The organism is Enterobacter sp. UNJFSC 003, assembly GCF_036903355.1.
GTDB lineage: Bacteria > Pseudomonadota > Gammaproteobacteria > Enterobacterales > Enterobacteriaceae > Enterobacter.
This window is the reverse complement of sequence record NZ_JBAKHK010000004.1, coordinates 361,771-384,008: the sequence shown is the minus strand read 5'-3', so window position 1 is coordinate 384,008 and position 22,238 is coordinate 361,771. Positions and strand designations below refer to the sequence as shown.

23 protein-coding genes are annotated in these 22,238 nt (G+C 53.3%); 8 read left to right on the top strand and 15 right to left on the bottom strand.

Annotated elements, in window-relative coordinates:
* Window positions 1-297: 297 nt before the first annotated feature.
* Window positions 298-864 (bottom strand): D-glycero-beta-D-manno-heptose 1,7-bisphosphate 7-phosphatase, encoded by a 567-nt coding sequence (gene gmhB / locus V5P19_RS13810; protein ID WP_334404150.1) that lies wholly within the window; start codon window positions 862-864, stop codon window positions 298-300.
* Between the two features lie 188 nt (window positions 865-1,052).
* On the opposite strand from gmhB, the gene metN reads away from it, so the two are divergent.
* From metN to proS, 6 genes are all read left to right on the top strand, one after another.
* Window positions 1,053-2,084: a methionine ABC transporter ATP-binding protein MetN gene (gene metN / locus V5P19_RS13805; RefSeq protein ID WP_334404148.1), complete on the top strand. Its 1,032-nt coding sequence runs from the start codon at window positions 1,053-1,055 to the stop codon at window positions 2,082-2,084.
* Window positions 2,077-2,730, top strand: coding sequence for a methionine ABC transporter permease MetI (locus tag V5P19_RS13800; RefSeq protein WP_334404147.1), 654 nt, complete (start codon window positions 2,077-2,079; stop codon window positions 2,728-2,730). Before metN ends, V5P19_RS13800 begins: the two co-directional genes overlap by 8 nt.
* 40 nt (window positions 2,731-2,770) lie before the next feature.
* Window positions 2,771-3,586 carry a methionine ABC transporter substrate-binding lipoprotein MetQ gene (gene metQ, locus V5P19_RS13795; RefSeq protein WP_334404145.1) on the top strand — a complete coding sequence of 272 codons (816 nt, stop codon included), beginning with the start codon at window positions 2,771-2,773 and terminating at the stop codon, window positions 3,584-3,586.
* Between the two features lie 106 nt (window positions 3,587-3,692).
* Window positions 3,693-4,097: an Rcs stress response system protein RcsF gene (gene rcsF, locus V5P19_RS13790; protein ID WP_334404143.1), complete on the top strand. Its 405-nt coding sequence runs from the start codon at window positions 3,693-3,695 to the stop codon at window positions 4,095-4,097.
* On the top strand, window positions 4,094-4,801 hold the full coding sequence (tsaA, locus tag V5P19_RS13785; RefSeq protein WP_334404141.1) for a tRNA (N6-threonylcarbamoyladenosine(37)-N6)-methyltransferase TrmO: 708 nt from the start codon (window positions 4,094-4,096) through the stop codon (window positions 4,799-4,801). Before rcsF ends, tsaA begins: the two co-directional genes overlap by 4 nt.
* Before the next feature lie 112 nt (window positions 4,802-4,913).
* A complete protein-coding gene (proS, locus tag V5P19_RS13780; protein ID WP_334404140.1) occupies window positions 4,914-6,632 on the top strand; it encodes a proline--tRNA ligase in 1,719 nt (572 codons plus the stop codon).
* 50 nt (window positions 6,633-6,682) lie between these two features.
* Here the strand turns inward: proS and nlpE are convergent, their stop codons facing one another.
* Genes nlpE through V5P19_RS13765 form a run of 3 tightly spaced genes read right to left on the bottom strand, consistent with a single transcriptional unit; the run spans window position 6,683 to window position 8,380 of the window.
* A complete protein-coding gene (gene nlpE / locus V5P19_RS13775; protein WP_334404138.1) occupies window positions 6,683-7,381 on the bottom strand; it encodes an envelope stress response activation lipoprotein NlpE in 699 nt (232 codons plus the stop codon).
* 34 nt (window positions 7,382-7,415) lie between these two features.
* Complete coding sequence (gene arfB, locus V5P19_RS13770; protein WP_334404136.1) at window positions 7,416-7,838, bottom strand: alternative ribosome rescue aminoacyl-tRNA hydrolase ArfB; 423 nt, start codon at window positions 7,836-7,838, stop codon at window positions 7,416-7,418.
* Complete coding sequence (locus tag V5P19_RS13765) at window positions 7,835-8,380, bottom strand: YaeQ family protein (protein WP_334404134.1); 546 nt, start codon at window positions 8,378-8,380, stop codon at window positions 7,835-7,837. Before V5P19_RS13765 ends, arfB begins: the two co-directional genes overlap by 4 nt.
* Window positions 8,381-8,576: 196 nt before the next feature.
* On the opposite strand from V5P19_RS13765, the gene V5P19_RS13760 reads away from it, so the two are divergent.
* Entirely contained in the window at window positions 8,577-8,777 is a 201-nt protein-coding gene (locus V5P19_RS13760) for a YaeP family protein (RefSeq protein ID WP_006173580.1), read from the top strand.
* Complete coding sequence (gene rof, locus V5P19_RS13755; RefSeq protein WP_334404132.1) at window positions 8,764-9,024, top strand: Rho-binding antiterminator; 261 nt, start codon at window positions 8,764-8,766, stop codon at window positions 9,022-9,024. The genes V5P19_RS13760 and rof overlap by 14 nt, the downstream gene beginning before the upstream one ends.
* 28 nt (window positions 9,025-9,052) lie before the next feature.
* Here the strand turns inward: rof and tilS are convergent, their stop codons facing one another.
* The 11 genes from tilS to skp all read right to left on the bottom strand — a co-directional run bounded on the left by tilS (window position 9,053) and on the right by skp (window position 22,194).
* Window positions 9,053-10,339 (bottom strand): tRNA lysidine(34) synthetase TilS, encoded by a 1,287-nt coding sequence (tilS, locus tag V5P19_RS13750; protein WP_334404130.1) that lies wholly within the window; start codon window positions 10,337-10,339, stop codon window positions 9,053-9,055.
* Between the two features lie 57 nt (window positions 10,340-10,396).
* Window positions 10,397-10,786, bottom strand: a complete 390-nt coding sequence (locus V5P19_RS13745) for a VOC family protein (protein ID WP_334404128.1) — start codon at window positions 10,784-10,786, stop codon at window positions 10,397-10,399.
* 66 nt (window positions 10,787-10,852) lie between these two features.
* Window positions 10,853-12,985: a lysine decarboxylase LdcC gene (locus tag V5P19_RS13740; protein WP_334404126.1), complete on the bottom strand. Its 2,133-nt coding sequence runs from the start codon at window positions 12,983-12,985 to the stop codon at window positions 10,853-10,855.
* Between the two features lie 100 nt (window positions 12,986-13,085).
* Complete coding sequence (accA, locus tag V5P19_RS13735) at window positions 13,086-14,045, bottom strand: acetyl-CoA carboxylase carboxyl transferase subunit alpha (RefSeq protein WP_112012869.1); 960 nt, start codon at window positions 14,043-14,045, stop codon at window positions 13,086-13,088.
* 12 nt (window positions 14,046-14,057) lie between these two features.
* Complete coding sequence (gene dnaE, locus V5P19_RS13730; protein ID WP_334404122.1) at window positions 14,058-17,540, bottom strand: DNA polymerase III subunit alpha; 3,483 nt, start codon at window positions 17,538-17,540, stop codon at window positions 14,058-14,060.
* Between the two features lie 38 nt (window positions 17,541-17,578).
* On the bottom strand, window positions 17,579-18,175 hold the full coding sequence (gene rnhB / locus V5P19_RS13725; protein WP_334404177.1) for a ribonuclease HII: 597 nt from the start codon (window positions 18,173-18,175) through the stop codon (window positions 17,579-17,581).
* Window positions 18,172-19,320, bottom strand: coding sequence for a lipid-A-disaccharide synthase (lpxB, locus tag V5P19_RS13720; RefSeq protein ID WP_334404119.1), 1,149 nt, complete (start codon window positions 19,318-19,320; stop codon window positions 18,172-18,174). The genes rnhB and lpxB overlap by 4 nt, the downstream gene beginning before the upstream one ends.
* Window positions 19,320-20,108 carry an acyl-ACP--UDP-N-acetylglucosamine O-acyltransferase gene (gene lpxA / locus V5P19_RS13715; protein ID WP_334404117.1) on the bottom strand — a complete coding sequence of 263 codons (789 nt, stop codon included), beginning with the start codon at window positions 20,106-20,108 and terminating at the stop codon, window positions 19,320-19,322. The genes lpxB and lpxA overlap by 1 nt, the downstream gene beginning before the upstream one ends.
* 3 nt (window positions 20,109-20,111) lie before the next feature.
* Complete coding sequence (gene fabZ / locus V5P19_RS13710; protein WP_334404115.1) at window positions 20,112-20,567, bottom strand: 3-hydroxyacyl-ACP dehydratase FabZ; 456 nt, start codon at window positions 20,565-20,567, stop codon at window positions 20,112-20,114.
* Between the two features lie 103 nt (window positions 20,568-20,670).
* Window positions 20,671-21,696 carry a UDP-3-O-(3-hydroxymyristoyl)glucosamine N-acyltransferase gene (gene lpxD / locus V5P19_RS13705; RefSeq protein WP_334404113.1) on the bottom strand — a complete coding sequence of 342 codons (1,026 nt, stop codon included), beginning with the start codon at window positions 21,694-21,696 and terminating at the stop codon, window positions 20,671-20,673.
* 3 nt (window positions 21,697-21,699) lie between these two features.
* A complete protein-coding gene (gene skp, locus V5P19_RS13700; RefSeq protein WP_334404111.1) occupies window positions 21,700-22,194 on the bottom strand; it encodes a molecular chaperone Skp in 495 nt (164 codons plus the stop codon).
* Between the last annotated feature and the right edge of the window lie 44 nt (window positions 22,195-22,238).

Below are 22,238 nucleotides of genomic sequence, written 5' to 3'. Positions count from 1 at the left end.
TTGTCCGAAGACATTAAGAATCCATGTCACTTTGAGTGCCCACACAGATTGTCTGATAAATTGTTAAAGAGCAGTGCAACGCGGCTTTCGCTCACCGTTGCGAGGTGGCGTATATTACGCTTTCCTCTTTCAGAGTCAACCCGTTATTTCAGGATTTTTTCTCTTCAACCGACCGGGTTGTTTGTGAAGTGATTCACATCTGCCGTGTCGATGGAGGCGCATTATAGGCAGCCGCCGAGGAATGACAAGCGGAAAAATGCATTTTTATTTCAACCGCTCACCTTTTCACCAAAAAGGTTACTTTTGGTGCTTTTTAATCTCTTTAGGCAGCTCTGCCAGACTATTAATCACCCAATCAGCTGCGTTCTCAGCTTCGGGGGTTACGGGTTTCCCGGTGCGCACGAGTATTTTGGTTCCCACGCCAGCCGCTGCGGCTGCCTGCATATCTTCCAGTTTATCGCCCACCATATAAGAAGCAGCCATATCGATGTGCAGGAATTCCTGAGCTGAAATCAGCATGCCCGGATGCGGCTTACGGCAATCACATGTCTGACGGTACTCTTCTACTGTTCCCTGCGGGTGATGCGGACAATAATAGATACCATCAAGATCAACACCGCGATCGGCAAGCGACCAGTCCATCCACTCGGTCAGCGTTTCAAATTGCGCTTCGGTGAATTTTCCACGCGCAATACCAGACTGATTGGTCACCACCACCAGCGCATAGCCCATCTCTTTCAACTGGCGCATTGCCTCTATTGCGCCCTCGATAAATTCGAACTCATCAATCTCATGGACGTAACCGTGGTCCACATTAATAGTGCCATCACGATCGAGAAAAATTGCGGGTACTGATTTTGCCACCGGTTTGCTCCTGAAAAAGGCATGTTCAACTAGTATCTCATGAATTGCAGAGCAATAAAGTGCTCATCGCACACTGCTGGATTGATTTAGACGTCTGGATGCCTTAACATCCATTTTGTTTACGGTCATTACCCGTATCTGGCAGAAGAAAATGCCACGGCTAACTTACATACGATAAAAATAATCTAATGATTAAACTTTCCAATATCACCAAAGTATTCCAGCAGGGGAACCGAACCATTCAGGCGCTGAACAACGTCAGCCTGCATGTTCCTGCTGGTCAAATTTATGGCGTCATTGGCGCATCGGGTGCAGGTAAAAGTACGCTGATCCGTTGTGTTAACCTGCTTGAGCGTCCAACCCAAGGTAGCGTAGAAGTTGGCGGCCAGGATCTTACCGCCCTGTCAGAGAAAGAACTGACCAAAGCACGTCGCCAGATTGGCATGATTTTCCAGCACTTTAACTTGCTGGCATCCCGCACCGTTTTTGGCAACGTTGCACTGCCGCTGGAGCTGGACAACACGCCAAAAGACGAAATTAAGCGGCGCGTAACCGAACTGCTGGACCTCGTTGGCCTCGGTGATAAGCATGATAGCTACCCGGCGAATCTGTCCGGTGGGCAAAAACAGCGTGTGGCTATTGCCCGTGCGCTGGCAAGCAATCCTAACGTGCTGTTGTGCGATGAAGCCACCAGCGCACTGGACCCGGCAACGACGCGTTCTATTCTTGAATTGTTGAAAGACATTAACCGTCGCCTTGGCCTCACTATTCTCCTTATTACGCATGAGATGGATGTGGTTAAGCGCATCTGCGACTGCGTCGCGGTGATCAGCAATGGCGAACTGATTGAGCAAGATACGGTGAGTGAAGTGTTTTCACATCCGAAGACGCCGCTGGCACAGCAGTTCATTCAGTCCACGCTGCATCTGGATATTCCGGAAGATTATCTGGCACGTTTAAAAACAGAACAGACGGCAGACAGCGTCCCAATGCTGCGCATGGAGTTCACCGGCCAGTCAGTTGACGCGCCACTTCTTTCTGAAACCGCGCGTCGCTTCAACGTGAACAACAATATCATCAGCGCGCAGATGGATTACGCCGGTGGCGTGAAGTTCGGCATCATGCTGACGGAAATGCACGGCACGCAAGAAGAAACCCAGGCGGCAATTGCCTGGCTGCAAGAACATCACGTAAAAGTAGAGGTACTGGGTTATGTCTGAGCCAATGATTTGGTTACTGGTTCGCGGCGTTTGGGAAACGCTGGCTATGACCTTCGTATCGGGTTTCTTTGGTTTCGTCATTGGCCTGCCGGTCGGCGTACTGCTTTACGTCACGCGCCCAGGGCAAGTCATTGAGAACGCAAAGGTTTACCGCACGCTCTCTGCGCTGGTGAACATTTTCCGTTCTATCCCGTTCATCATTCTGCTGGTGTGGATGATTCCCTTTACCCGCATAATTGTCGGGACGTCTATCGGCCTGCAGGCGGCTATCGTTCCGCTGACCGTGGGCGCAGCGCCCTTTATCGCGCGCATGGTAGAAAATGCTCTGCTGGAAATCCCAACCGGTCTGATTGAAGCCTCTCGTGCAATGGGTGCCACGCCGATGCAGATCGTGCGCAAAGTTCTGTTGCCAGAAGCGCTGCCAGGCCTGGTGAATGCGGCAACCATTACGCTGATTACGCTGGTCGGCTATTCGGCAATGGGTGGCGCCGTGGGCGCGGGCGGTTTAGGCCAAATTGGTTATCAGTACGGCTATATTGGTTATAACGCTACCGTAATGAATACCGTTCTGGTATTGCTGGTTGTTCTGGTTTATTTAATCCAATTCTCTGGCGATCGCATCGTCCGGGCTGTTACTCATAAATAACGTTACACACAACACAAACTCGACGAGTTAAGGATAAAACATGGCGTTTAAATTAAAGACCATTGCAGCGGTAGGCGCGCTGATCGGCTCTCTGGCCCTGGTGGGTTGTGGTCAGGACGAGAAAGATCCAAACCACATCAAAGTGGGCGTTATCGTGGGTGCAGAACAGCAGGTTGCTGAAGTCGCGCAGAAAGTGGCTAAAGAGAAATATGGTCTGGACGTTGAGCTGGTCACCTTTAACGATTACGTTCTGCCGAACGAAGCACTGAGCAAAGGTGACATCGACGCCAACGCCTTCCAGCACAAACCGTATCTGGATCAGCAGATCAAAGATCGTGGTTATAAGCTGGTTGCGGCGGGGAATACTTTTGTCTACCCAATTGCCGGTTACTCCAAGAAAATTAAATCTCTGGATGAACTCCAGCCGGGCTCTCAGGTAGCCATTCCTAACGATCCAACTAACCTTGGCCGCTCCCTGCTGCTGCTGCAGAAAGTGGGTCTGATTAAGCTGAAAGACGGCGTTGGTCTGCTGCCGACCGTCCTGGACGTCACCGAGAACCCGAAAAATCTGAAACTGGTTGAGCTGGAAGCACCACAGCTGCCACGCTCCCTGGACGATGCGCAGATCGCTCTGGCCGTGATCAATACCACTTATGCCAGCCAGATTGGCCTGACGCCTGCGAAGGACGGTATCTTTGTAGAAGACAAAGACTCCCCGTACGTCAACCTGATCGTAACGCGTGAAGACAACAAAGACGCAGAAAACGTGAAGAAATTCGTTGAGGCTTATCAGTCAGACGAAGTTTACCAGGAAGCCAACAAGGTGTTTAACGGCGGCGCTGTTAAAGGCTGGTAATCTCACCTCAGTGTAATATCATCAGGACGGGCTTATGCCCGTCTTGTCATTTGTACGGGCAACTGATTCAATATCTGACGTTTTGATTATCCACTGAGGAATTATTATGCGTGCTTTACCGATCTGTCTTTTAGCACTCATGCTGAGCGGCTGTTCTATGCTAAGCAGATCTCCTGTTGAACCTGTTCAAAGCACTGCAACCCCGCCAAAAGCGGAGCCAGCAAAACCGAAAGCGCCTCGCCCTGCGCCGGTACGTATTATTACCAAAGCCGACGATCTCGTGGGCAAGCCTTTCCGTGAACTGGGGGAAGTGAGCGGTGAGTCCTGCCAGGCAAGCAATCAGGATTCCCCTCCGAATATCCCGACAGCCCGCAAACGTATGCAGATTAACGCGGCGAAAATGAAGGCCAACGCGGTTCTGTTGCACAGTTGCGAAGTCACCAGCGGCACTCCAGGCTGCTATCGTCAGGCGGTTTGCATCGGTTCTGCGCTGAACGTCACGGCGAAATGAGTTCATTTCAGTTCGAGCAGATAGGCATTATCCGCTCGCCTTATAAAGAGAAGTTCGCCGTGCCGCGCCAGCCTGGGCTGGTTACCTACGGCGGTGGCGAGCTTCACTTGATGGCACCTTATAATCAGGCCGATGCGGTACGCGGGCTTGAAGCGTTCAGTCACCTCTGGGTTGTCTTTGTGTTTCACCAGACAATGGAAGGTGGCTGGCGTCCAACCGTGCGCCCTCCCCGTCTGGGTGGCAATGCCAGAATGGGCGTCTTCGCGACCCGTTCTACCTTTCGCCCCAACCCAATCGGGATGTCGCTGGTCGAACTGAAAGGCATACGCTGTAAGAAGGAGCAGGTGATTCTGGAATTAGGCAGTCTTGATTTGGTCGACGGCACGCCGGTTATCGATATTAAGCCCTATTTGCCGTTCGCTGAAGCGCTGCCAGATGCACGGGCAAGTTATGCTCAGGAAGCACCGCCGGCGGATATGCCTGTTTACTTCACGCCAGGGCTCGCAGCAGAGATGAGTCTGCTTGAAAAACGCTATCCCCGTTTGCGGGACTTTATCGTTGAGGTTCTGGCTCAGGACCCGCGACCGGCCTACCGCAAAGAAGAGGAAGCAGGGAAAACCTACGCCGTCTGGCTACTGGATTTTAACGTTCGCTGGCGTGTTACAGAGGCAGGTTTTGAAGTCTTTGCCCTGGAACCCAGGTAATTTTATTTTCCTCTCTTTTGGCATCTTTGCCACACTGGTAAACTAAACCACTTTTTTTGTGTCAGGTTGGCCTTTCAGCCTGTCCCACTCGTCGAAACGGAACCGTAACAACATGCGTACTAGCCAATATCTGCTCTCCACTCTGAAGGAGACACCTGCCGACGCCGAGGTGATCAGCCACCAGCTGATGCTGCGCGCCGGGATGATCCGCAAGCTGGCCTCCGGGTTGTACACCTGGCTGCCGACCGGCGTGCGCGTCCTGAAAAAAGTCGAAAACATCGTGCGTGAAGAGATGAACAACGCCGGTGCTATCGAGGTGTCCATGCCTGTGGTTCAGCCCGCTGACCTGTGGCAGGAGAGCGGTCGCTGGGAGCAGTATGGCCCGGAACTGCTGCGCTTCGTTGACCGTGGCGAGCGTCCGTTCGTTCTCGGTCCAACCCATGAAGAAGTCATCACCGACCTTATCCGTAACGAGCTGAGCTCTTACAAACAGCTGCCGCTGAACTTCTTCCAAATCCAGACCAAGTTCCGTGACGAAGTGCGTCCACGCTTTGGCGTCATGCGCTCTCGCGAATTCCTGATGAAAGACGCCTACTCTTTCCATACTTCTCAGGAATCGCTGCAAGAGACCTACGACAAAATGTACGCGGCCTACAGCAAAATCTTCTCCCGTATGGGTCTGGATTTCCGTGCTGTACAGGCAGATACCGGGTCTATCGGTGGAAGCGCGTCCCATGAGTTCCAGGTGCTGGCGCAGAGCGGTGAAGATGATGTGATCTTCTCTGACTCGTCTGATTACGCCGCTAACATCGAGTTTGCAGAAGCCCTGGCACCAAAAGAGCCGCGCGCCGCTGCAACCGAAGAGATGAAGCTGGTTGATACGCCAAACGCGAAAACCATCGCCGAGCTGGTTGAGCAGTTCAATCTGCCTATTGAGAAAACGGTGAAAACGCTGCTGGTGAAATCCACCGAAGGCAGTGAATACCCGCTGGTCGCCCTGCTGGTACGCGGCGATCATGAACTGAACGAAGTCAAAGCTGAGAAGCTGCCGCAGGTTGCCAGCCCACTGACCTTCGCGACGGAAGCTGAAATCCGCGCCGTCGTGAATGCCGGTCCTGGCTCTCTGGGTCCAGTGAACGTGCCCGTTCCGGTTGTTATCGACCGTACCGTTGCGGCAATGAGCGACTTCTCCGCTGGCGCGAACATCGACGGTAAACATTACTTTGGCATCAACTGGGATCGCGATGTCGCAACGCCAGAAGTGGCCGACATCCGTAACGTGGTCGCTGGCGATCCAAGCCCGGATGGTCAGGGTACCCTGATGATCAAACGCGGTATCGAAGTGGGCCACATCTTCCAGTTGGGTGACAAATACTCCCGCGCGCTGAACGCTTCCGTTCAGGGGGAAGACGGTCGTAACCAGGTTCTGACTATGGGTTGCTACGGTATCGGGGTGACGCGCGTAGTCGCGGCGGCGATTGAGCAGAACTACGACGAACGTGGCATCGTGTGGCCTGACAACATCGCACCGTTCCAGGTTGCGATTCTGCCAATGAACATGCACAAGTCTTACCGCGTGCAGGAGCTGGCCGAGAAGCTGTACTCAGCGCTGCGTGCGCAGGGTATTGAAGTGCTGATGGATGACCGTAAAGAGCGTCCAGGCGTGATGTTTGCAGATATGGAGCTGATCGGTATTCCGCACACCGTGGTTATCGGCGACCGTAACCTCGACAGCGACGAAATCGAATATAAATACCGTCGCAGCGGCGAGAAGCAGATGATCAAGACCGGTGACGTTCTTGATTATCTGGTGAAAGCCATCAAAGGTTAAGAAAACAAAAACCCCGCATCAGCGGGGTTTTTTAATGGCTCAACGCCAGCTTATTGACTGCCGCAGTCTTTACCGGCAACAAACTTCGCGTCTTTATCCGCCACCAGCGTTTTCACCATCTCTCCGCTATCCGGATTTGCTTCCAGCGTAAAGTGGCCGTCAACCGTCAATAAAACGGGTTTGCTGTCATTGCCACGCGCGACGGCATAATCACGCTCCAGCTGCGCATTGTTCGCTACGCTAACTTTCTTGCCGGTGGCACAGTCGGTAAAGATCGCTGCATCCGCCATGTAGAAATACATTCCGCGCATCGCCATTGGCGTAGCAGGGAGCGCCGCCTTCACGGGTGCCAGCGTGTAGTTGAACTGTGACTCAATCGGATTACCCTCGCGATCGAGCATCTCCATGCTGTCACCTTTAGGGCGGAACCAGGTTTTACCCCCAGTGGTATCCGTCAGCACCAGCTTCTCCGCCGTGCGCGCCCAGGTACCGTAAGAGGCAAAAGAGGAAGGCTCTTTTGCACCCTGATAGCGCTGATTCATTACCCAGGTACCATCTTTCTGCAGAAACAGAGACGTTTCAATACCTTCGCAGTCAGCGCATGGCAGGACGCCGCGCCAGCTCTGCTGCATCGGTTTTAATTCTTCATTTTGCGTTGGCTGGACAACCTGCGTTTCCGAACGGTTGTTACAGCCGAAAAGCGCAAACAGCGTACTGACTGCCAGCGCGGACCATAATGCTTTTTTCACAATGAATTCCTTATGAAAAGTGTTTTCCCTTTCGTCACTCCGTAGGGCGACGAACTTTACCGCGTAATGCTTTCACTGTGGATTTTTGCGCCTTCGACGACAGCCGGCGCTCTTTCGATGCACGGGTCGGCCGCGTTTCCCGCCGGCTTTTTTGCACTGCGGTTAACTCTTTGATAACCGCCACAAGCCTGGACAGCGCCGCTTCCCGGTTTAATTCCTGGCTGCGGTACTCTTGGGCTTTAATCACAATCACCCCATCACTGGTGATCAGGTGATGACTGGCGGCAAGTAAGCTCTCTTTATAATACTCTGGCAGGCTGGAGGCCCGAATGTCAAAGCGCAAATGGATCGCCGTTGAAGCCTTGTTAACGTGCTGCCCCCCCGCTCCCTGAGCGCGTATAGCCGTAATCTCCAGCTCATTGTCAGGAATGCTCACGTTTCGGGACAAAACAATCATGACGCGGGCTGCCACGCCGCAAAATGAATTTCCAGATTATTCTGAGAATCCGAAAGCCAAATCGCGCCGTCCTGAATGGTTGCCTGTAGCGCCATCGTCCGGCCAGCAAATGCGCTCAGCTGCGCCAGTTGCTCATCATCCAAATACCAGACGGTGAGGTTTTTAAACTGCCCGCATTTACTCTTGTTCTGCTGCCACCAAATCTCTGCAGCGCGTTGATTATATGTGAATAACGCCACTTCAGCAGACTGGGTGCACGCCTTTTTAATCCGGCGCTCATCGGGAAGACCCAGTTCAATCCATAAATCGATACCCATATGATCGTTATGCAGCCAGGCTTCAGGCTCGTCTTCTGCACTTAATCCACGGGAAAACTGCAGGCGCTCATGGGCATATTTAATCCACGCCAGCAGGCGCAACATCATGCGTTCCTGGGTCTCAGAAGGATGACGTGCCAGCGTTAATGACGCATCCAGAAACTGGTTACGGTCAAGATCCGCCACATTGACCACAGCTTTATAAATTGTCGCTTTCAGCGCCATGAGAGAACTCCTTTCGATTAAGGCGCACATTGTAGCGAAAACCGAGGCAAAAGGCTGTTACGAGGTGATGATTAGCCTCCTATCAAGGCTCTGATATTGCTTAAATGAGTATGGTATAGTCACCTTGCTAAACCGAGTTTATCTTCGTAGGCTTAATGATATCTCACAGTAAGTCAGTGCGCTGGCGGGAGGGGATGTGAATAATTATTGTGAGCTAATTCGCAAACGGTATGCGGAAATCGCCAGCGGAGATCTGGGGTATATCCCGGATGCGTTGGGCTGTGTATTAAAAGTGCTTAATGAAGTGGCCTCTGATGAGAGCCTTTCGGAATCGGTCAGGGAAAAAGCAGCGTATGCTGCGGCGAATTTATTGGTGAGCGATTATGTCGATGAATGAAACTTATCAACCCATCAATTGTGATGACTATGACACCCTCGAACTCGCCTGCCAGCAACATTTAATACTGGCGCTGGAGCTAAAAGATGGCGAAGCACTGAAGGCAAAAGCCAGCGATCTGGTTTCACGTAAGAATGTGGAATACCTGATCGTGGAAGATGCCGGTGCAACGCGTGAGCTGCGCCTGGACAAAATTGCCAGCTTCAGCCACCCGCAAATCGGTACCGTCGTGGTAAGCGAATCCTGATGACAATCACGGGCAGCCAGGCTGCCCGTTACGCTTCCCACTCAAATGCCATCCCCGCGTCTGCCCACCCGTCTTCCGTGATAAATACGCCTGCAGCCGCAATCAGCGTCTCCCCGTAATACAGCAGTGGCGTGGTATCGCGCAGCCATGGTGGCACATTACACTCCTGCCAGATTTTCTTCAGCTTCCGCCCCCCGCTACGCCCGACGATATGCAGCATACCGCCCGCCTTAAAGCGCACGGTGACACGTTCATCGCTTTCCGGCAGACGCACATGCCCTCTATTTACCAGCGAAACGCGCCCTATCTCATGGGGCAGCGCCAGCGGCTCCTCCAGGGACGGCCAATCGAGAACGACATCAGAAAGCGACGGAGTGGATTTAATCCACCAGAGCTGCCGCTTATAACGCCTCACATCAAAACCGTTCAGATGTATGCTCGGGGCAGCATCTTCCCGCGCCACAGCCACCTCATCCCAAATCCGAGTCAGCATCGCCCGTGACGGCATAGCGGCACGATGGAATGCCAGCCAGCGTCGTATCAGTGCCGCTCGTCGCACCGGACTCATCGCCTGCAGTGGCGCAATCGCCAGCGCTCCTTCGGCAGAAATCAGTTCAGCAAGCTCTTCGCTCAGTAACTCATCCAGCAGACTCTCCTGTTCAGCACAAAGCATGGCGCTTCTTGCCGTTGCGTCGGGAAAATGTCTCCAGCGTTCGGTCAGCAGCGGCAGGACACGTAAACGCAAAAAGTTGCGGTCATAGCTGTCGTCCTGATTGCTCTCATCTTCAATCCAGCTCAGCTGATGTTCTCGTGCCCAGGTTTCCAGAGAAGCGCGCGCCTCGCCCAGCAGCGGACGAATTAATTGCGTACCGGCAAAATCAGCACGCTCAGGCATCGCGGATAACCCGGCGGGGCCGCTTCCGCGTTTGAGCGCCAGCAAAAAGGTTTCACACTGGTCATCCAGATGTTGTGCCGTCACCAGCGCTTCTCCAGGCCGTAGCGCACGGGTAAAGGCGGCATAACGGGCTTTTCGCGCATGCGCCTCCGTGCCCAGTCCCTCTTCTTTAAGCGCCACCCGTTCAACGATTAACGGAATCTCCCACGCCGCGCACAGCGCTTTGCAGTGCGCTAGCCAGTCGTCAGCGTAGGGGCTTAATCCGTGATGGATATGCATTGCCCGGAGCTGAACGTCGGGTTCAAGATCGCGCCAAAGCATAAGACGATGAAGTAAAACGGTGGAATCCAGGCCACCGCTAAACCCCACCAACAGCTGGCGGTACGGAGAAACGGCTTGCGCGATAGCGGGTAAGGTCATAGGAGATTACACATAAAGATGCCCGAACTGAGCGGGCATTATCACACATGATGGGGATTACTGCTGGTAAAGCTCCAGCGGCAGACCGTCCGGGTCAGTGAAAAAGGTAAAGCGCTTGTCGGTGAAGGGATCGACGCGAATTGCTTCACACTGCACGCCATGCTCTTCCAGATGTTTCACCGCGCCATCAAGGTCATCCACGCTGAAGGCCAGGTGACGCAGGCCGCAGGCTTCCGGACGAGACGGACGCGCAGGCGGAAAAGGAAAAGAAAACAGCTCAATCACATATTGCCCGTTTAGCGCCAGGTCTCCTTTCCAGGAATCGCGTTCTTCGCGGTATGCCTCGCTTAATAACGTGAAGCCAAGTATATCGCAGTAGAACGCCTTACTTAGCGCGTAATCGGTGGCAATGATCGCAATATGGTGAACCTGTTTTAAACCCAGCATAGCTTCTCCTTTTTATGATGCCCTGCACGTTACAACCGAAAACCCGCGCCTTGCAAGGGGTCACCATTATTTTAGGACTCGCACCCAATAACTACCGTGCTCGTCCCGCTTTGCACCGTGAATATCCGTTTCAAAGCCCGGATAATGACGCCCGATCGAACACAGCATCAGCAGAAAATCGAGCACTGCCCGGCTCGCTTCGGTGATCGTCTCGCCGGGCATCAGCAAAGGTACGCCCGGTGGATAAGGCAGGATCATATTGGCCGACACGCGTCCAACCAGATTTTCCAGCTCGATGGTTTCGACCTCGCCTTTCACCTGCCGCTGCCAGGCCTTGTGCGGCGTCATCTTCATCTCCGGCAGCACGTCAAACGCCTGCAGCATCAGGCGCGGCAGATCGTGCTGGCGGATCAATTTGTGGATCCCCTGCGCCAGATCCTGAATGCGCATGTTGCGGTAGAAGTCAGGATCCTCTGCGTAGAGATCCGGCAGCATGTTTTTCACCCGCAGATTAAGATCGTAAGCGCGCTTAAACTCCATCAGACCGCGTAGCAGCCCCATCGCACGGGTTTTATCGATACCAATGCTGAACAGGAACAGCAGATTATAAGGGCCAGTCTTCTCGACCACGACGCCGCGTTCATCAAGGAATTTCGCCACCAACGCGGCGGGGATCCCCTCGTCGCTCATATTGCCCTGTTCATCCATACCGGGCGTCAGGATCGTGACTTTAACCGGGTCGAGGAACATGTGGTCCGCATCCGCATCCCGGAAACCATGCCAGCCTTCATCCGGCGCGACGGGCCAGCACTCCGCCTCATCAATCTCTTCTGGCTGCCAGATATCGAAGAACCAACCGTCAGCTTCGTCTTTCAGGCGCTGAACTTCTTTGCGGAAATGCAGCGCCCGTTCCACCGAACGATTTATCAAACGCTTGCCCGGATTGCCGCGCAGCATCGCTGCCGCCGTCTCGATGGATGCCACAAGCGGATAGCTTGGTGAGGTGGTGGTATGCATCATAAAGGCTTCGTTAAAGGTATCTTCGTCATAGTCACCTTTGATATGAATTAACGAGGCCTGAGAAAACGCAGCCAGCATTTTGTGCGTCGACTGCGTTTCAAAAAATACTTTACCCGGCACGCGCTCGCCGCTCATGCCGCTTTTTCCCGCGTAAATCGGGTGGAAATTGGTGTAGGGCACCCACGCGGAATCAAAGTGAATCGATGGCACGTCCAGCGTCTGTTTTATCCAGTTGGTGTTGTACAGCAGACCATCGTACGTTGAGTTGGTGATCACCGCGTGGATCGGCCAGCTGGCGTCTGGGACTACGTCCACTTTTTTCTCAATTGCCGCATGGGTAAATTCGCGTCGAGGAATACCGCCCAGGATACCCAGCGCATTACGGGTGGGCGACAGCCACAGCGGCACTATGTCGCTCATCATCAGTAGGTGCGCCAACGACTTATGGCAGTTGCGGTCGATGAGAAGCGTGCTTCCGGCGGGTGCGGCGTACATCCCGACGATTTTATTCGATGTCGAGGTGCCGTTGGTCACCATATAGCTCTGCTCAGCACCAAACGTACGGGCGATGTACTCTTCGGCTTCCAGATGTGGACCGGTGTGATCGAGCAAAGAGCCTAGCTCCGTAACCGAAATCGACACGTCTGCCTTAAGGGTATTCCCACCAAAAAAGTCATAGAACAGGCAACCCACCGGGCTTTTTTGATAGGCCGTTCCCGCCATGTGGCCTGGCGTGCAGAAGGTATATTTTCCTTCCTTCACATAGGTAAACAGCGCGCGGGTAAAGGGCGGGGTGATGTTATCGAGATATTCGTTGGTATACTGCTGGATGCGGGTCGCAATATCTTGTGCAACGCCTAGAGAGTATTCAAAGAACCACAGCGCCATACGCATATCGTGGGCGCTAACGTCCATCGTCGAGTGGGTATTAATAAACGCGTACAGCGGGAGGTATTCGTTCAGCTTGTTGATCTCGCTGCACAACTCCAAATCGTATTCATCCCAATCGAAGATGACCCCGCAGATACGCGGATTGTGTTCGATAAACTTCAACAGGTCGGCACTGTTGTGCGGCCAGATCAGCTGATATCCGCGAGATTGCAGGACCTGCTCCAGCTCCTTGATCGGCTCGTCTTTATAAAAGACGCCGTGTGGCCCCATAATGGCAATGATATTCACGGGCTTCCTCCTTTAAAAACATTAGCTAAGCATAGCCAGGGTAAACCGCAGGTATAAAAAAAGCCGCAACACTGTGCGGCTTTTCAGATAATTGTGAAGCTTATGCGTACCCGTAAGTCATCAGGCGCTGGTAACGGCGATTGAGCAGGTCTTCTTTGCTCAGCACGTCCAGATCCGCCAGATCCGCCAGCAGCTGTGCTTTCAAGGAAGCGGCCATCACTTCCGGCTTACGATGCGCGCCACCCAGAGGTTCAGGGATCACGCTGTCGATCAGCTTCAGCTCTTTCAGACGTGGGGCAATGATGCCCATCGCTTCGGCAGCCAGCGGCGCTTTGTCTGCGCTCTTCCACAGAATGGATGCACAGCCTTCCGGGGAGATAACGGAATAGGTGCTGTACTGCAGCATATTCACTTTATCGCCCACGCCAATCGCCAATGCACCGCCGGAACCCCCTTCACCGATAACGGTACAGATGACCGGTACCTTCAGACGAGACATCTCACGCAGGTTACGTGCAATGGCTTCAGACTGACCGCGTTCTTCTGCGCCCACGCCAGGATAAGCGCCCGGGGTGTCAATAAAGGTGATGATTGGCATATTGAAACGCTCAGCCATCTCCATCAGACGCAGAGCTTTACGATAGCCTTCTGGTGCTGGCATACCAAAGTTACGACGGATCTTCTCTTTGGTTTCGCGGCCTTTCTGATGACCAATGATCATCACCGGGCGCCCGTCCAGACGTGCGATCCCGCCAACAATAGCTTTGTCGTCAGCGTAAGCGCGATCGCCTGCCAGTTCGTCAAACTCATCAAACGCCAGGCGGACATAATCCAGGGTATATGGGCGCTGTGGATGACGGGCCAGCTGGGCAATCTGCCATGCGCCGAGATCGGCAAAGATTTTGCGCGTCAGTTCTACGCTTTTTTCGCGCAGACGATGCACTTCTTCGTCGATGTTAATATCCAGTTTTTCATCCTGACGGCTTACCGCTGTCAGAGAATCGATTTTCGCTTCCAGCTCTGCAATCGGCTGTTCGAAATCAAGGAAATTCAGACTCATAGTATTCCTGTATTAGTCAAACTCCAGTTCCACCTGCTCCGAACCAATAAGGCCACGGAGATCGTTTAGTAAACGATCGCTCGGAGAGACACGCCACGTTGCACCAAAGCGCAACCGCGCACGTGCATCCGCCCTCTGATAGTAGAGATGTACTGGAATGGTCCCCGAGCGGTGGGGTTCCAGAGACTGACGGAGTCGGTTTAAAAGCTGGTCATCAATTTGCCTGTCCGTCAGCGAGATAGCAAGCCCGCGAGCATATTTTTCCCGGGCTTCGTCAATGTCCATCACTTCGCGGGCGGTCATTTTAAGCCCCCCGCTGAAGTCATCAAAGCTGACCTGTCCGCTGACGATAAGTATGCGGTCTTTTTCCAGCAAATGCTGGTATTTATCCAGCGCGTCGGTGAACAACATCACCTCCAGACGCCCGGAACGGTCATCCAGCGTACAGATGCCGATACGATTGCCGCGCTTGGTGACCATTACCCTTGCAGCAATCACGAGCCCCGCAGCCGTGGTGATTTTACCACGATCTGTCGGATGCATGTCTTTTAGCCTGTTGCCTCCGACATAGCGCTCAATTTCTTTAATATACTGGTTGATCGGGTGCCCCGTCAGGTACAAACCTAACGTCTCACGCTCTCCATCCAGCACCACCTGCTCTGGCCACGGTTGACAGTTGGCGTATGACTGCTCGATCTGCTCAGGCTCTTCCGCCAGTACGCCAAACATATCAGCCTGACCAATGGCTTCCGCTTTCGCGTGCTGGTCTGCCGCTTTTAACGCGTCGCCGAGAGAATTCATCAGCGCGGCACGATGCGGCCCCAACCTGTCGAACGCGCCAGACATGATCAGCTTTTCAAGCACGCGGCGGTTCAGTTTTTTGGTATCGGTACGGGCACAAAGATCGAACAGCTCGCGGAAGTAACCGCCGTTGTTTCGCGCTTCGAGGATCGCCTCAATCGGCCCCTCACCCACGCCTTTGATCGCGCCGATCCCGTAAACAATTTCCCCATGTTCATTCACATGGAAATGATACAGACCTGAATTAATGTCTGGTGGCAGGATCTTCAGCCCCATACGCCAGCACTCATCCACCAGGCCAACCACCTTTTCGGTGTTATCCATATCAGCAGTCATTACCGCTGCCATAAATTCGGCCGGGTAGTGTGCCTTCAGCCACAGCGTCTGATATGAGACCAAAGCATAGGCGGCGGAGTGAGATTTGTTAAATCCGTAACCCGCAAATTTCTCTACGAGGTCAAAGATTTTGATCGCCAGTTCGCCATCAATACCGTTTTTTCTCGCGCCTTCTTCAAAGGTGCCACGCTGCTTAGCCATCTCTTCCGGCTTTTTCTTACCCATCGCACGGCGCAGCATGTCCGCACCGCCAAGGGTATAGCCAGAGAGCACCTGAGCAATCTGCATAACCTGCTCCTGGTACAGGATAATGCCGTAGGTTGGCTCCAGTACAGGTTTCAGGCATTCGTGTTGCCATTGAACGTCCGGGTAGGAAATCTCTTCGCGACCGTGCTTACGGTCGATAAAGTTATCAACCATCCCCGACTGCAGCGGTCCCGGACGGAACAGGGCCACCAGCGCGATCATATCTTCGAAGCAGTCTGGCTGCAGACGTTTAATCAGGTCTTTCATGCCGCGGGATTCAAGCTGGAAGACGGCGGTGGTCTCCGAGCGCTGCAGCATGTCGAAACTTTTCTTGTCATCCAGCGGGATAGCGGCAATGTCTATTGGCTCAAGACCTTGCTTTTCGCGGCGCGGGTTGATCATCTTTAGCGCCCAGTCGATGATCGTCAATGTACGCAGGCCAAGGAAGTCGAACTTCACCAGCCCGGCGTATTCCACGTCGTTTTTATCAAACTGGGTAACCGGGTGCTGGCCAGCTTCATCACAGTACAGCGGGGCAAAGTCGGTAATTTTGGTTGGAGCGATAACCACGCCACCCGCATGTTTACCGGCGTTACGCGTGACGCCTTCCAGCTTGCGCGCCATGTCGATCAGCGCTTTGACTTCTTCGTCGGCTTCGTAGATTTCAGGCAGCTGCGGCTCGGCTTCAAACGCTTTTGCCAGCGTCATGCCTGGATCAGGCGGCACCAGCTTAGAGATGCGATCGACAAAACCGTACGGATGCCCCAGCACACGACCCACATCGCGGATAACCGCTTTCGCCGCCATCGTACCGAAGGTAATAATCTGCGATACCGCGTCACGACCGTACATGTCTGCCACGTGCTCAATAACCTGGTCGCGTTTTTCCATGCAGAAGTCGACGTCAAAGTCGGGCATAGAGACACGTTCCGGGTTAAGGAAGCGTTCGAACAGCAGGTCAAATTCCAGCGGGTCGAGATCGGTAATTTTGAGCGCGTAAGCCACCAGGGAGCCCGCTCCGGAACCACGCCCCGGGCCTACCGGCACGCCGTTGTCTTTCGACCACTGGATAAATTCCATCACGATCAGGAAGTAGCCAGGGAAGCCCATCTGGTTGATCACCTGGAGTTCAATATCCAGACGCTCATCGTAAGGCGGACGTTTCTCTTTGCGTACCGCTTCATCCGGGAACAGGAATTCCAGACGCTCTTCCAGACCTTCCTTTGATTTCACCACCAGAAAATCTTCGGTGGTCATGTCACCCGTCGGAAATTGCGGCAGGAAATATTCACCCAGACGTACCGTGACGTTGCAGCGCTTAGCAATCTCGACGCTGTTTTCCAGCGCTTCCGGGATATCGGAAAAGAGCTCGCACATCTCTTCTTCGCTGCGCATGTACTGCTGCGAGGAGTAGTTACGTGGACGTTTCGGATCGTCGAGGGTGAAGCCGTCATGGATAGCGACACGGATTTCGTGGGCGTCAAAGTCACCGGACTCAAGAAAACGCACATCGTTGGTCGCGACAACGGGCAGCCCACGCTCATCAGCCAACGCTACCGCCGCATGCAGATAGTTTTCTTCATCTGCCCGGCCGGTGCGGATCAGCTCCAGATAGTAGCGATCCGGGAAATGCTCTTCGTAGAAGGAAACACATTGCTCCACCAGTGCGCTGTTGCCGCGCAGCAGGCTTTTGCCCACATCGCCCAAACGGCCTCCGGAAACAAGCAGCAGCCCTTCATTCAGCTCCGCCAGCCAGTCCCTGTCGATCCACGGGCCGAGCGCACCATAACCACGCTGGTAAGCCTTCGAGATAAGAAGAGTGAGGTTTTGATAACCCGTGTTATTCATCGCTAACACGGAAATCTGCGTTAATTCATCGCCAAGTAAGTCGCTCTGCACATGAAAATCTGCACCGACGATGGGTTTCAGCCCTGCGCCATGCGCCGTTCCGTAGAACTTCACCAGGCCACACAGGTTGGTAAAATCGGTGATCGCCAGTGCAGGCATGCCAAGTGCAGCCGCCTTTTTTACCAGCGGCCCGGTCTTCGCCAGCCCATCGATCATGGAGTAGTCGCTATGCACCCGCAGGTGTACGAAACGTGGTTCAGCCATCTTCAGATTCCGCGTAACTTAATTGCTTGCGTCTTGATTCAGGACACCAGTCCCAGCGCACGTTTCACCGGGCCAAAACTGCGCCGATGATGTTCGGTTGCGCCATGTTCAGCCAGCTTTTCCAGATGGAAAGCGGTTGGATACCCCTTATGCTGGGCGAAACCATACAGGGGATAAGTGAGGTCCAGCGCGGCCATTTCGGCGTCGCGAGTCACTTTGGCAATAATAGAAGCCGCACTGATTTCAGGTACCCGGCTATCGCCTTTCACAACGGCCATCGATGGCACTGGCAGTGCCGGACAGCGGTTACCATCAATCAGAACATACTCTGGGACAATCTTCAGACCCGCCACCGCACGCTGCATCGCCAGCATGGTGGCATGCAAAATATTCAGGTCGTCGATTTCATGCGGTTCTGCGCGGCCCAGGCTCCAGGCCAACGCCTTTTCCTTGATCTCATCAAACAAGGCCAGTCGGCGCTTTTCGGAGAGTTTCTTCGAGTCATTCAACCCGACAATCGGACGCGCGGGATCGAGGATCACCGCTGCAGTTACCACGGCCCCCACTAACGGACCACGCCCGACTTCATCTACACCCGCCACAAGGTGGGTGTGGGGATAAATAAATTCCATTATTTCGCTAACTCCAGCACCGCTTCTGCCGCTTGCTCATCGGCGTTACAGCGGATCTGCAAATGCAGTTCGCGGAACGTATCGTGCATCTGATGGCTGGTCTTACCGTTTGCCAACAGCGGCAGCAGTGCATCCGCCAATGCTTGCGGTTGACACTCATCCTGCAACAGCTCTTTCACCAGCTCGCGGCCAGCAAGCAGGTTGGGCAGTGAAACATACGCTGTTTTCACCAAACGTTGTGCGAGCCAGAAGGTGAAAGGCTTCATACGATAGCCTACAACCATTGGGCATTTCGCCAGCATACATTCTAACGCCGCCGTGCCGGAGGCAAGCAGCGCGGCGTCGCTCGCAATCATCGCTTCACGGCCTTTCCCATCCAGCAGGTGCACATGAAGATCCGGCGCGATTTCAGCTTTGATACGTTCAAACTGCTCGCGACGTTTGGCATTCACCAGCGGCACGACCACTTCAAGGTCAGGATAAGTCTGGCGGAGAATTTGCGCCGTTTTCAGGAAATCAGCACTCAGCATCTCAACTTCTGCACCACGGCTTCCTGGCAGCAGTGCCAGGCAGTGAGCATCATGTGGGATACCCAGTTCGTCACGGGCCGCATTTTTATCGGGATCCAGCGGCATCGCATCTGCCATGGTATGACCGATAAAACGGCACGGAACATTAAACTTGTCGTAAAACGCTTTTTCGAAAGGCAGGAAAGCCAGTACCAGATTGGTAGACCGCCCGATTTTGAAAACACGTTTCTGTCGCCACGCCCACACAGACGGACTGACGTAGTGAATGGTTTTAATGCCCTGCTTTTTCAGATTCCCTTCAAGGGTAATGTTGAAATCGGGCGCATCGATACCGACAAATACATCGGGTTTGAGGTCGGTAAAACGGCGGGTGAGATCGGCACGAATATGCAGCAAGCGGCGTAGGCGACCCAGCACCTCAACGATGCCCATCACGGCCAACTCTTCCATTTCATACCAAGCTTCACAGCCTTCTGCCTGCATCAGCGGGCCTGCAACGCCAACAAAGCGTGCATTAGGTACGCGAGCCTTAAGCGCGCGGATAAGACCAGCACCAAGAATATCGCCGGAGGTTTCTCCGGCGACCAGGGCAATCGTAAGCGGACGACTGTGGATCATTAACGAATCAGACCACGCGTGGAACGTTCAAAGAACTCCATGAACGCATTCACTTCAGGGTACTTATTCGCCAGCTCGGCAATTTCCGGCTTCGCCTCTTCCAGCGTTTTACCGCTACGGTACAACAATTTGTACGCGTTACGGATGGCTGTAATCGCTTCGCGGCTAAAGCCACGACGCTTAAGGCCTTCGATATTCACGCCAAATGGCGTGGCATGGTTACCCTGCGCAATCACATAAGGTGGGACGTCCTGCGCCACACCAGAGCACCCGCCGACCATCACATGCGCACCTATGATGCAGAACTGATGGACTGCGGTCATGCCGCCAATGATTGCGAAATCATCAACCGATACGTGTCCTGCCAGCGTTGCATTGTTGGCAAGAATACAGCGGTCACCCACGGTACAGTCGTGCGCAATGTGCGCATTAACCATAAACAGGTTATCGCTGCCTACCTTCGTCAACCCACCACCCTGTACTGTTCCACGATGAATGGTGACGCTTTCGCGAATACGGTTACGATCGCCGATTTCCAAACGGGTCGACTCACCAGCATACTTAAGATCCTGGTTTACTTCGCCGATGGAGGCGAACTGATAGATCTCGTTGTTGCAGCCAATGGTCGTATGACCATTCACGACAACGTGAGACTTCAGTACTGTACCCTCACCAATTTCGACATGGGGTCCAACAATACAAAATGGGCCAATGTGAACGTTAGCACCAATGATGGCACCCACTTCCACAATAGCACTAGGATGAATAAAGGCAGATTTATCAATCACGTATCAGGACTCCCGGCTTCTCGCGCACATCATAGTCGCTTCGCAAACAACTTTGCCGTCAACCGTAGCTACGCCTTTGAAGCGAGTCAGGCCGCGACGCGTTTTTTCAAAAGTGACTTCCATGATCATTTGATCACCAGGCACGACCGGACGCTTGAAGCGCGCTTCATCGATACCCGCGAAGTAATAGAGTTCACCCGGCTCCAGTTTACCTACGCTTTTAAACGCAAGAATACCGGTAGCCTGTGCCATTGCTTCCAGGATCAACACACCCGGGAAGATTGGCTTACCAGGGAAATGTCCCTGGAAGAACGGTTCGTTAACGGAAACATTTTTCACTGCGCGCAGAAAACGACCTTCTTCAAAATCCAGCACACGATCTACCAGTAAAAACGGGTAGCGGTGCGGCAGAAGTTCTAAAATCTCTTCAATATGCAGAGTATGAGTGTCAGTAGTCAAAATACTCTTCCTGTCAAATGTACTAAGTAGCAATAATAACACGGCCTGCCGGTTTATAAAAAAGCCGACAGGCCGAGAAATTTAGCGTTAAACGGATGAACGCTTAGTCTTGTTGATCGATTTTGCGCTCAATCGCTTTGAGTCGCTTGCTCATATCATCAATATTCATCACCAGAGCAGCTGTTTTACGCCATACCTTGTTCGGTTGCAGCGGAATGCCAGAGGAATAAACGCCCGGCTCAGTGATAGGACGCATAACCATGCCCATGCCTGTCACCGTCACCTTGTCGCATATTTCCATATGACCATTGATCACGCTTGCGCCGCCAATCATGCAATAACGGCCAATTTTCAGGCTGCCCGCCATGATAACGCCGCCCGCAACTGCGGTATTGTCGCCAATCACAACGTTATGTGCAATCTGACACTGGTTATCGATGATAACACCATTACCAATAATGGTGTCGTCGAGCGCACCGCGGTCAATGGTAGTACAGGCGCCGATCTCAACACGATCGCCGATAATTACGCGACCAAGCTGCGGGATCTTAACCCAATTACCACGATCGTTTGCGTAGCCGAAGCCGTCAGATCCAATCACTGTGCTGGATTGAATGAGGCAATTTTCACCGATTTCAACTTCATGGTACACGGAGACATTGGCCCATAAACGGGTCCCGGCACCGATTTTTGTCTGTTTTCCTACGAAGCAACCCGGGCCAATGACTACGTTATCGCCCAGAACAACGCCAGCCTCGATAACGGCATTCGCACCCACTGCCACGTTGTTGCCCAGCGTCGCCGTTGGATCGATTGCTGCACTGGCAGCAATGTTCTGCGCCGGCTGCGGCGTAGTATCAAGAATTTGGGCCATTCGCGCATACGTCAGGTAGGGATTTTTCACTACCAGTGCAGCACCTGCGGCAAACGGAAGATCGTCCTGCGTCAGAACCACGGCTGACGCCTGGCATTGAGCCAGATGTTCACGGTACTTAGGGCTTACCATGAAGGTGATAGTGCCAGCTTTAGCCGATTGCATGGACGCAACAGCGGTGATGACGATATCGCCATCACCGTGTAATTCTGCATCCAACTGCTGAGCTAAATCAGCCAGTCGAATTGAAGGCATTACTTATTTAACCTGTTTCAGAACGTCAGCGGTGATGTCTTTAACATCGCTACTGTTGTAAGCAACGGCGTTCGCATCAACAACCAGATCGATGCTCTGATCGGCAGCAACTGCTTTAACAGCAGACTGAATGCGAGTAACCAGCTTGCCACGTTCTTCGTTAGAACGACGCTGACGATCCTGCTCGAAAGCCTGCGCTTTCTGGGAGAACGTCTGGCGCTGAGCCATTACGTCTTTTTCCAGTTTGCTACGGTCGCTCGCTTTCATAGTAGAACCATCACGCTGCAGACGCTGCATTTTGGACTGAAGATCGTTTTCCATACCCTGCAGTTCGCTTGCACGGCCTTTAAATTCGTTTTCCAGAGTCGCAGAAACACCTGTTTTCTGTGCAACCTGCTGGAACAAATTACCCATGTTGACGATTGCAATTTTGTCTGCTGCCTGAGCAGAAGTTGCCATCGCTAAACCGAGACCTGCAGCTAATAACCACTTTTTCACAATTAACTCCTTACCATCCCATTAGCACCCGAAGGTACCGTTCT